The sequence below is a fragment of the Kitasatospora sp. NPDC057500 genome (assembly GCF_042802195.1).
Lineage (GTDB): Bacteria > Actinomycetota > Actinomycetes > Streptomycetales > Streptomycetaceae > Kitasatospora.
In genome coordinates, this window is sequence record NZ_JBHVER010000278.1 from 1 (window position 1) to 8628 (window position 8628).

Below are 8628 nucleotides of genomic sequence, written 5' to 3' on the forward strand. Positions count from 1 at the left end.
TCCGGGGGCGATCCGACCGGCGACCGACCGCCGGATCGCCCCCGGAGGCGGGCGGCAGGGATCAGCCCTGGTACGGCGTCTGAGGGGCCTGAGGGGCCTGAGGGGCCTGCGGAGCCTGGGCCGACTGCGGCTGGTACGGCGACGCCTGCGGGTACGGGGCGTTGGGCTGGTACGGCGAGGGCGCCGGGACCGGCGGGACGGCCGGCGTCTCGGAGCGCGTGAGCAGGGCCTTCACCGCGTTGGCTATCAGTACCACCGGAAGGATGAACGCCTTGAAGAACAGCGTGTACTCGCCGCCCTCGAAGACGAACGCCAGGTAGTACGCGTAGCCGGTGAAGCCCAGGCCGGCCAGCACGTTGAGGATGCGCCAGCCGATCTTCAGGCCGCCGAGGTTGACGGCACCGATGACCAGCAGCGCGACGCCGCTGATCGCGAGCAGCACGACGTACCAGGAGAAGAGCGGGTCGACGTCGAAGTCGAGATTCACGAGGTGTTCCTGTTGTTCCAGGGGGACGGGCGGGCGCGCCGGGGCGGACCGCCGGGGACGAGTGCGCACAGTACTGGAGCCCGCCGACAGCCGTCCTCACGATTTCGTCACGGTGTCATCGCCGAATCCGTCCGGCGAACCTCCCTCCCACCCCTTGAAAACCGCTCAGGAAGCGTCCGTGCGTTCGGATATGATGCGCCCGTCGCTGGTGGTTGGGGGGCGAAGCAGCGACCCGGGTGAAAGTCCCGGAGCGGCCCTCCACCTCGGCGAACCGCCTGCTGCCGGTTCGCCGGGTTCGCCCGCCTTCCTTCCGTGAGGTCCCCCTTGCGTACTCAGCACCGCAGATCCCTCGCCCTCGCCGCCGCCGCCACCCTGGTTTCGGGCGTGGCCCTGACCGCGGCCGCCCCGGGCGCTGCCGCGCTGCCGCGTTCCGGCGGCGCCACCGGAACGGTGCGGCAGACCGCGGGCCAGGGCACCCCGGTGCCCGGCGGCCCGCAGGAGCAGCACGGCCCGGTGACGGCCGTCCTCGCCGGCTTCCCCGCCGCGCTGAGCGCCGGCGGTCCGGCCGCCGAGTTCACCGCCACCCTGCGGAACACCGCCGACCACGCGGTCGACGTCACCACCGGCTTCACCGTCGCCAACCTCGACTCCGGCGTCCGCGAGACCCAGCTCAAGCTGGACCACCAGGCCCCCGGCGGCGCGTGGAAGCCCGCCGTGCTCAGCCCGGGCGCCGGCACCGGTGCCACCTGGAACCTCGACACCTCCGCGACCCGGCTGAGCCTGCCCGCCGGCGCCTCCGTGACGTACCGGCTGCGGCTCGCCGCCACCGCCGACGCGCCCGCCGGCCGGGCCACCGGCGGGTTCAGGGCGGTGGTCTCCGACCCGACCCTGCCGCCGGAGCACCGGATCTCCGAGGCGAACACCCCGCACCAGGAGTTCACCACCGTCGCGGCCGGCCCCACCGCCGCGCCGACGACCGCCTCCGCACCCGGCGTGCCGTACCTCGGCCTGGACGCGGTGCCCGGCTCCTTCACGGCCGGCGGCGAGGCCAGGCCGTTCCGGCTGACGCTCACCAACCGCAGCGGCAAGGACATCGCCTTCCTGCCCGAACTCACCCTCCGGGGCGCGGCCCTGCCCGCCGCCGGGGTGGCCGGGCTGGACTTCCGGACCTCCGACGGCCAGTGGCTGACGGCCACCGCGGACGACGGCCGCAGCGCACCCGGGACGGTCACGCTGGTGCTGCGCGCGCCGGACCGGGACGCCTCCCTGGTCCGGCTGCGCGACGGCGAGTCCCGGACGCTCAACGTGCGGCTGGCGTTCGGGCCGGACTTCCCGGCGGGCGTCGTGTCGGTGCAGTTCGCCGGGAACAGCCTGCCGCTCGCCGGGGGCGGCCTCGGGGGCGGCGCCGGGGTGCCGGCGAACAGTTCTTCGGTCGACGTCACCGTGTCGGCCGCCGCGCCGGCCACGCCCAGCACCGAGCCCAGCACCTCCGCCACGGACGGCGGCGCCCCGACCGCCACCGCCGAGCCGCCGGCCACCGCGCCGAGCGCGTCCGGCAGCGGCGGCGGCCCGGCGGTCGGCCTCGCGGCGGTCACCCCGACGCCGGTCGCGGCGGGCACGGTCGCGGCCGTCCCGGCGGCGCAGACCACGCCGACGCCGACCGGCGAGCCCGCCGCCGCCCCGGCACCGGCCGTCACCGTCACCGTGGCGGCCCCGGCGCCCCCCGTCGACCTCGCCTCCACCGGCGGCTCGTCGACCAACACCCCGATGGCGATCACCGGCGCCACCTCGATCGCGATGGGCATCGGCACGCTGGTGGTCGCCCACCGCCGGCAGAAGGCCCGCCCGGTCCTCGCCACCCGGGCTCCCCGCCCGGCCGCAGGCCCGGGGGCGGGTCCGGCGGCGGGCCCGGGCCCGAGGCCGAACCCCGCGCCGAGGCCCGTCCGGGGCCCGGCGGCAGGCCCTGGCGGGGCTGCCGGTCGGGGGTGAGCGGCCGCGTGGTGCCGTGGGTTCTCCGCACGAGCCCCGGCGCCGGGCGCGGGTTCGGCGGTGCAGGACGTGCCGCGGTCCGGTGGCCGGTCCCGGCGGGGTGGGTGCGGGCGGCCGAGCGCGTGCTGCCGGCCGTCCGCTGCGGCCCGGGCGTCCTGGAGGCAGGAGACCTGGGCGGACACCTGGTGCCGCACGCCTTCCTGCGTTTCGGTGGTGGGTCCGGCAGGCGGGGGGTGAGTGACGGGTGACCGATCACGAGGTGCTGCGCGTGTTCTGCGGCCCGGACGGCGGGCACGGGAACGCGCTGGGCGTCGTCCGGGACGGTGCCGCCGTGCCCGGTCGGCGTGACCGCCAGGCGATCGCGCGGGAACTCGGCTTCAGCGAGACGGTGTTCGTCGACGACCCGGAGCGCGGCGTCATCGACATCTACACGCCCGGCCTGCGCCTGCCGTTCGCCGGGCACCCGTGCGTCGGCGCAGCCTGGCTGCTCGGCGTGGACCGGCTGGTCACGGCGGCCGGCGTGGTCGGCGTCCGGCGCGAAGGGGAGTTCACCCGGATCGCGGCGCCCGCCGCCTGGGCCCCGCCGCGCACGCTGCGCCGGCACGCGACGCCCGCCGAGGTGGACGCCCTGGCGGTGCCGCCGCCGGGGGAGTGGATCTACGCCTGGGCCTGGCAGGACGAGGCGGCGGGCACCGTCCGCGCCCGGGCCTTCCCCGGCCGGGACGACGGCATCGACGAGGACGAGGCCACCGGGGCGGCGGCGATCCTGCTGACCGCCGAACTGGGCCGCGGCCTGACGATCACCCAGGGCCGGGGCTCGCAGCTCGTCACGGGGCTCGCGGCCGGGGGAAGGGCCGAGGTCGGCGGCAGGGTCCGCCGGGAGGGCTGAGGGGCCGTGGAGGAACCGCAGTTCGAGGCCGTCGTGACCCGGGTCGGAGAGCGCAGGCTCGCCGTCCACCAGGTGCTCCGTGCGAGGGGCGGGTTGAGCCTCTGGCAGGTCGAGTGCCTGCTGGACCGGGCCCCGGTCCGCGTCGACGAGCACCACCTGTCCGACCTCCGCCGAAGGACGGAGCGGCTGCGCGAGGCAGGTGCCGAAGTCTCGCTGTCGTGCCGCGAGTGCGGCCGGCCCGCGCCCGAGGAGGGCGAGCTGATCGACGCCGGACCGTGCGCCGCGGCCCGCCGGCCCTACTGCCCGGCGAGCAGCGACCGGCCGCCGTCCATGGCGCGGTACCCGTAGACCGGCTCCCGCGTGCTGGCGAGGGGCGCGCTCAACGCCCGTGCGAGGAGGCCGGTTCGGCGAAGACGGCGGACTTGGGCGCGGCGGTTGCCGGGGCGGGCACGGACGGCGCCGCCGCCGGGGCGGGCGCCGGAGGCCGGGGGGTGGTGGCGCGGCGGAGGAGGAAGGTGCGGCCGGCGGGGACCAGGGCGAGGTGGACGGCCGCGACACCGGCGACGGCGAGCAGGATGTGGTCCACGTTGAGCACATGGCCCGGGGCCCAGGAGGAGAGGAACTCCAGCGCCGTGGCCAGCAGGGCCGAGGCGCCGGTGGTGCGGAGGAAGGACGGGAGCCACCGGGTGGTCAGGCGGCCTCCGGCGAGCGGGAGGAAGACGCCGAGCGGGGCGAGCAGCAGCAGTTCGCTCAGCAGTTGTCCGGCGCTGGTGGAGCGGAGCGAGGCCAGCGGCGTCAGGTTGGCGTCGTAGACCCAGGCCACCGGCAGTGGTCTCAGCACCATCCAGCACACCAGCACCAGGTGGACGGTGAGGCCGAGCAGGCCCACCACCCGTAGTGGACGTTGGGAACGCTGGACGGCCGTCGCCCGTCCGGTCTCGGTCCGCACGCCGGCCCGCTCCTCGCGTGGCCTGGTGCCATCTCGCTGCACGGGGGGTAGGACGTGCACCGGCGGCGTGACGGTTCCATGCCCGGTGTGAACCCGGCGCCGCGCGCCGGGTGCCCCGGCGGGGGCCGCGGCCCCCGCCGGCAGCGCTCCTACCGGCAGCGCTCCTACCGGCAGCGCTCCTACCGGCAGGGCGCCGTGGTGGACGCGGTGGGCGACGGCAGCGCGCCGAACACGTTGTCCGCCGGCGGCGTCGGCGACACCACGACGGGCGACCGCGACGCGGACGGCGACGGCGACGCGGCCACGGACGGCGAACCGGTCGGCGAACCCGACGCCGACCCGGCCCGGGCCGCCGCCGCGGCGTGGGCCGGGGCCTGCGGGGCCGCGCCCGCGCCCGCCCCGGCGCCCGGGGACGGCGTGCTCGGCGCGGTGGGTATCCGCGCCACCGTCGGGCAGGCGGTCCGGCTGGCCGGCGCGCCCGCGTCCACCGGGACGGCGGTCGGACGGATGCCGCAGCCGGCGGCCAGCGCGGCCAGCCCCAGCAGCGCGGCGGCGGCCGACAGGCGCCGGCCGTCCCTGCGGTTCGGGCGAACACGGCTCACTGGGCACGCTCCTCGGAGGCGGTGTCGGCCGGCGGCGGAGGCGGCGGCGTCCGCGGCAGGGTCAGCGTGAACACCGCGCCGGTCTCGCCGTTCGCGGCGGTGATGGTCCCCCCGTGGATCTGCGCGTTGGCCATCGCGATGGACAGGCCGAGTCCGCTGCCCTCCGAGCGGGCCCGCCCCTTGTCGGCCTTGTAGAACCGGTCGAAGACGTGCGGCAGCACGTCCTCCGGGATGCCGGGGCCGCTGTCCGACACCTCGACGACCACGCTGTCCCCCTCCTCGCGCACCCGCACCCGCACCGGCGAGCCGCCGTGCTTGAGCGCGTTGCCGATGAGGTTGGCGAAGACGACGTCCAGCCGGCGCGGGTCGACCACCGCCCGCACCCCGCGCGGCGCGTCCACCTCCACCGCGTCGTACCAGGCCCGGCCGTCGATGCAGGACATGATCAGGTCCGCGATGTCCACCTCGTCGGCGACCAGCTTGGCCGTGCCGGCGTCGAAGCGGGTCACCTCCATCAGGTTCTCCACCAGGTCGGACAGCCGGCGGGTCTCGCTGACCACCAGCCGCACCGCCGGCTCGATCATCGGGTCCAGCGACTCCGCCTCGTCCTCCAGGATGTCCGTCACGGCGGTCATCGCGGTCAGCGGCGTGCGCAGCTCGTGCGACATGTCGGCGACGAACCGCCGGCTCTGCGCCTCGCGCGCGCTCAGCTCCTCGACCTGCTCGTGCAGCGACTCCGCGGTCCGGTTGAAGGTCCGTGCCAGGTCGGCGAGTTCGTCCGAGCCCTCGACCTCCAGCCGGGTGTCCAGATGCCCCTCGCCGAGCCGGCGCGCCGCGTCCCCGAGCCGCCGCACCGGGCGCAGCACCGTCGCCGAGGCCGCCTGCGCGAGCAGCGCCGAGCCGATCAGCGCCAGCAGCGTGGCGATCGCCAGCGACCAGCCGAGCGTGTTCAGGTCGGCCCGCTCGTTCTCCAGCGACTTGAACATGTAGGCGGTCGGGCCGGTCGGCACCACCTTGGTGCCGCCGATCACGAACGGCCGGCCGTCGAGGTTCTGCCGCTGCCAGTACAGGTGGTAGGTGTACGGGTTGGACTCGGTGATCTCGCGCGGCCTGTTGACCGCGGACTGCAGCGGGCCCGGCACATTGGCGAGCGTGTACTGGGTGGGGCTTGAGGAGGCGATGCAGTCCGGCAGCGCCGGGTCCGCCACCACCACGTCGTAGCTGAGCCCGGAACTGGCGACGGTGCCCGCCAGCGCGTTCAGGTCCTCGCAGGTCGCGCTCAGCGGCAGGCTCGACACGTTGCGGCTGAGCGAGACCCGGAAGTCGTTGAGCGCGGTGTCCTGGGCGCGCTTGAGCACCGCGTCGCGGTTCAGCCAGTACGCGATGCCGGAGGCCGAGACGGCGGTGAGCAGCGCGACCGCGGCGAACACCGCGATCAGCCGCACGCGCAGCGAGCGCAGCCGTCGCCACGGGCCGGAGGAGAACCGGGCCGTCGTCTGATGGTTGGTCACGGGAACCTGTCGTTGCGGGAGGTCAGCGCGCGCGGCGGGATATCGCCGGCGCCGGACGAGGGGCGGCCGGGGCGGCGGGGACGGCGGTCACGCCGGAGGGTCCAGCCGGTAGCCGACGCCGCGCACCGTGCGGATCAGCGTCGGGGCCGAGGGCACGTCCTCGACCTTGGCCCGCAGCCGCTGGACGCAGGCGTCCACCAGCCGGGAGTCGCCCAGGTAGTCGTGCTCCCAGACCAGCCGCAGCAACTGCTGGCGCGACAGCGCCTGCCCGGGCCGGCGGCTGAGCTCCAGCAGCAGCCGCAGCTCGGTCGGGGTCAGCTGGAGGTCCGCGCCGTCCTTGGTGACCGTCATCGCCGCCCGGTCGATCACCACGCTGCCGTAGACCGACGAGTCCGAGTTCTCCCGCTCGCCGCGCCGCAGCACCGCCCTGATCCGGGCGTCCAGCACGCGCGGCTGCACCGGCTTGACGACGTAGTCGTCCGCGCCCGACTCCAGGCCCACCACCACGTCGATGTCGTCGGAGCGGGCCGTCAGCAGGATGATCGGCAGCTGGTCGGTGCGGCGGATCCGGCGGCAGACCTCGAAGCCGTCGATGCCGGGCAGCATGACGTCCAGCACGATGAGGTCGGGACGCTGCTCCTTGAAGAGCCTCAGACCGTCCTCGCCGGAGGCGGCGGTGGCCACGCGGTGGCCCTGGCGGGTGAGGGCGAGTTCGAGGCCGGTGCGGATGGCGTCGTCGTCCTCGATCAGAAGGAGGAAAGGCACGGCCTCATTCTGGCTCACCCGGAGCGGGTAATCACCCCCCCACCGCCCGCCCGGGTCCGGTCACCGCCCGTGCGGGAACCGCGGCGCCCGTGACCGGCGTCCGTCAACGGCGGGAGGCGCACGGGGACCAAGGGCCCGGGCCTGTGACAGCCCTGTGACAGTCGACGGACAGCGCCATCACAACCGGCGGGCAGGATTTTCGATGTCGCCGCAGGACAGCGGGCCAATCGGCCGGCTGGGGCGGCGGCAAACGCAACCGCTCGAACCGACCAAGGGGGCGCACGATGAACGCCACGCTTCAGACCCGGACCAACCCGGCTGTCCGCACCGCGCGTTCATCGGCCACCGCGTTCAGGGCCCGGCCGGCGGCCGGGACCGAGGAGGGATCCGGTGCCGTGATCGTGCGGGGGTGCGCGCACAGCACCGGTGGAAACACTGTCGCCCGCCGGGTGAGCGGCGGCGGCAGGACGGGGGAGCTGTACGGGATCGGCCGCCGGGGGAGCGCGGCCGACTCCGGCAGCACCTTGACGCTGCGGGGGATCCTCCCCGTCCGCGTCGAGGGCAAGGACGCCCTGGGGGGGAACCGGGGCATCGGGGGGACCGGCCTGCGGAAGGCCGACTCGGGGGAGTCGGCCGGCCGCGAGGCCGCCGGTGCGACGCTGCTGCGGCTGAGCCCCGCGGCGGCGCCCGCCGCCGAGCCGGAGCGACCCGCCGTCGCCGAGGACCACATCACCGAGTTCACCGCGTACGTCCGCGAGCGTCGCGCCTCGCTGTACGCCACCGCCTACCACCTCACCGGTGACCGCTACGAGGCCGAGGACCTGCTGCAGAGCGCGCTCTTCAGCACCTACCGCGCCTGGGGCCGGATCACCGACAAGGCCGCGGTCGGGGGCTACCTGCGTCGCACCATGACCAACCTGCACATCTCCGCCTGGCGGCGCCGCAAGGTCAACGAGTACCCGACCGAGGAGCTGCCGGAGACGGTCGGCGACACCGACGCGATGGGCGGCACCGAGCTGCGCGCCGTGCTCTGGCAGGCGCTGGCCAAGCTGCCGGAGAACCAGCGCACCATGCTGGTGCTGCGCTACTACGAGGGCAAGACCGACCCGGAGATCGCCGACGTGCTCGGCATCAGCGTCGGCACGGTCAAGAGCAGCATCTGGCGCGCGCTGCGCCGGCTGCGCGACGACGAGCAGCTGAACACCTCGGGCGACACCCTGCGGGCGTTCGGCGAGCTGGTCGCGTGACGACGGTGGCGTGACGCCGTCAAGACGTTCCGGTCCGCCGTGGGGGTGGGACCGGACGGGGGCTCCCGTCGGGGGACGGGTGACAGGACGGACGCGGTACGGGTGGCGCCGGCTCGGGGGAGCGGCGGCACCGGGAGGGGACCGCGGACGTCCGGGGAAGGCGGCGGGCCCGGTGCGGGGGAGACGCAC

The 8628-nt window shown here is 75.7% G+C and carries 9 protein-coding genes; 4 read left to right on the forward strand and 5 right to left on the reverse strand.

Annotated elements, in window-relative coordinates:
• Positions 1-61: 61 nt before the first annotated feature.
• On the reverse strand, positions 62-487 hold the full coding sequence (locus ACFU74_RS34150; RefSeq protein ID WP_380763936.1) for a hypothetical protein: 426 nt from the start codon (positions 485-487) through the stop codon (positions 62-64).
• Between the two features lie 324 nt (positions 488-811).
• Here ACFU74_RS34150 and ACFU74_RS34155 point away from each other — a divergent pair, with 324 nt between their 5' ends.
• The 3 genes from ACFU74_RS34155 (at position 812) to ACFU74_RS34165 (ending at position 3713) form a co-directional block, all read left to right on the forward strand.
• A complete protein-coding gene (locus ACFU74_RS34155) occupies positions 812-2476 on the forward strand; it encodes a hypothetical protein (protein ID WP_380763938.1) in 1665 nt (554 codons plus the stop codon).
• A 244-nt stretch (positions 2477-2720) separates the two neighbouring features.
• The gene (locus ACFU74_RS34160) at positions 2721-3365 is read left to right on the forward strand and encodes a PhzF family phenazine biosynthesis protein (protein WP_380763940.1); all 645 of its coding nucleotides are present in this window, start codon (positions 2721-2723) and stop codon (positions 3363-3365) included.
• 6 nt (positions 3366-3371) lie between these two features.
• Positions 3372-3713 carry a hypothetical protein gene (locus ACFU74_RS34165; RefSeq protein ID WP_380763942.1) on the forward strand — a complete coding sequence of 114 codons (342 nt, stop codon included), beginning with the start codon at positions 3372-3374 and terminating at the stop codon, positions 3711-3713.
• Between the two features lie 31 nt (positions 3714-3744).
• Here the strand turns inward: ACFU74_RS34165 and ACFU74_RS34170 are convergent, their stop codons facing one another.
• The 4 genes from ACFU74_RS34170 to ACFU74_RS34185 form a co-directional block, all read right to left on the reverse strand.
• Positions 3745-4314: a VanZ family protein gene (locus ACFU74_RS34170; protein WP_380763944.1), complete on the reverse strand. Its 570-nt coding sequence runs from the start codon at positions 4312-4314 to the stop codon at positions 3745-3747.
• A 179-nt stretch (positions 4315-4493) separates the two neighbouring features.
• Complete coding sequence (locus ACFU74_RS34175; RefSeq protein WP_380763946.1) at positions 4494-4916, reverse strand: hypothetical protein; 423 nt, start codon at positions 4914-4916, stop codon at positions 4494-4496.
• Entirely contained in the window at positions 4913-6427 is a 1515-nt protein-coding gene (locus ACFU74_RS34180; RefSeq protein ID WP_380763948.1) for an ATP-binding protein, read from the reverse strand. The genes ACFU74_RS34175 and ACFU74_RS34180 overlap by 4 nt, the downstream gene beginning before the upstream one ends.
• A gap of 87 nt (positions 6428-6514) precedes the next feature.
• Positions 6515-7192: a response regulator transcription factor gene (locus ACFU74_RS34185; protein WP_030300621.1), complete on the reverse strand. Its 678-nt coding sequence runs from the start codon at positions 7190-7192 to the stop codon at positions 6515-6517.
• Between the two features lie 284 nt (positions 7193-7476).
• On the opposite strand from ACFU74_RS34185, the gene ACFU74_RS34190 reads away from it, so the two are divergent.
• Positions 7477-8439, forward strand: a complete 963-nt coding sequence (locus ACFU74_RS34190; RefSeq protein WP_380763950.1) for a SigE family RNA polymerase sigma factor — start codon at positions 7477-7479, stop codon at positions 8437-8439.
• Positions 8440-8628 lie beyond the last annotated feature (189 nt).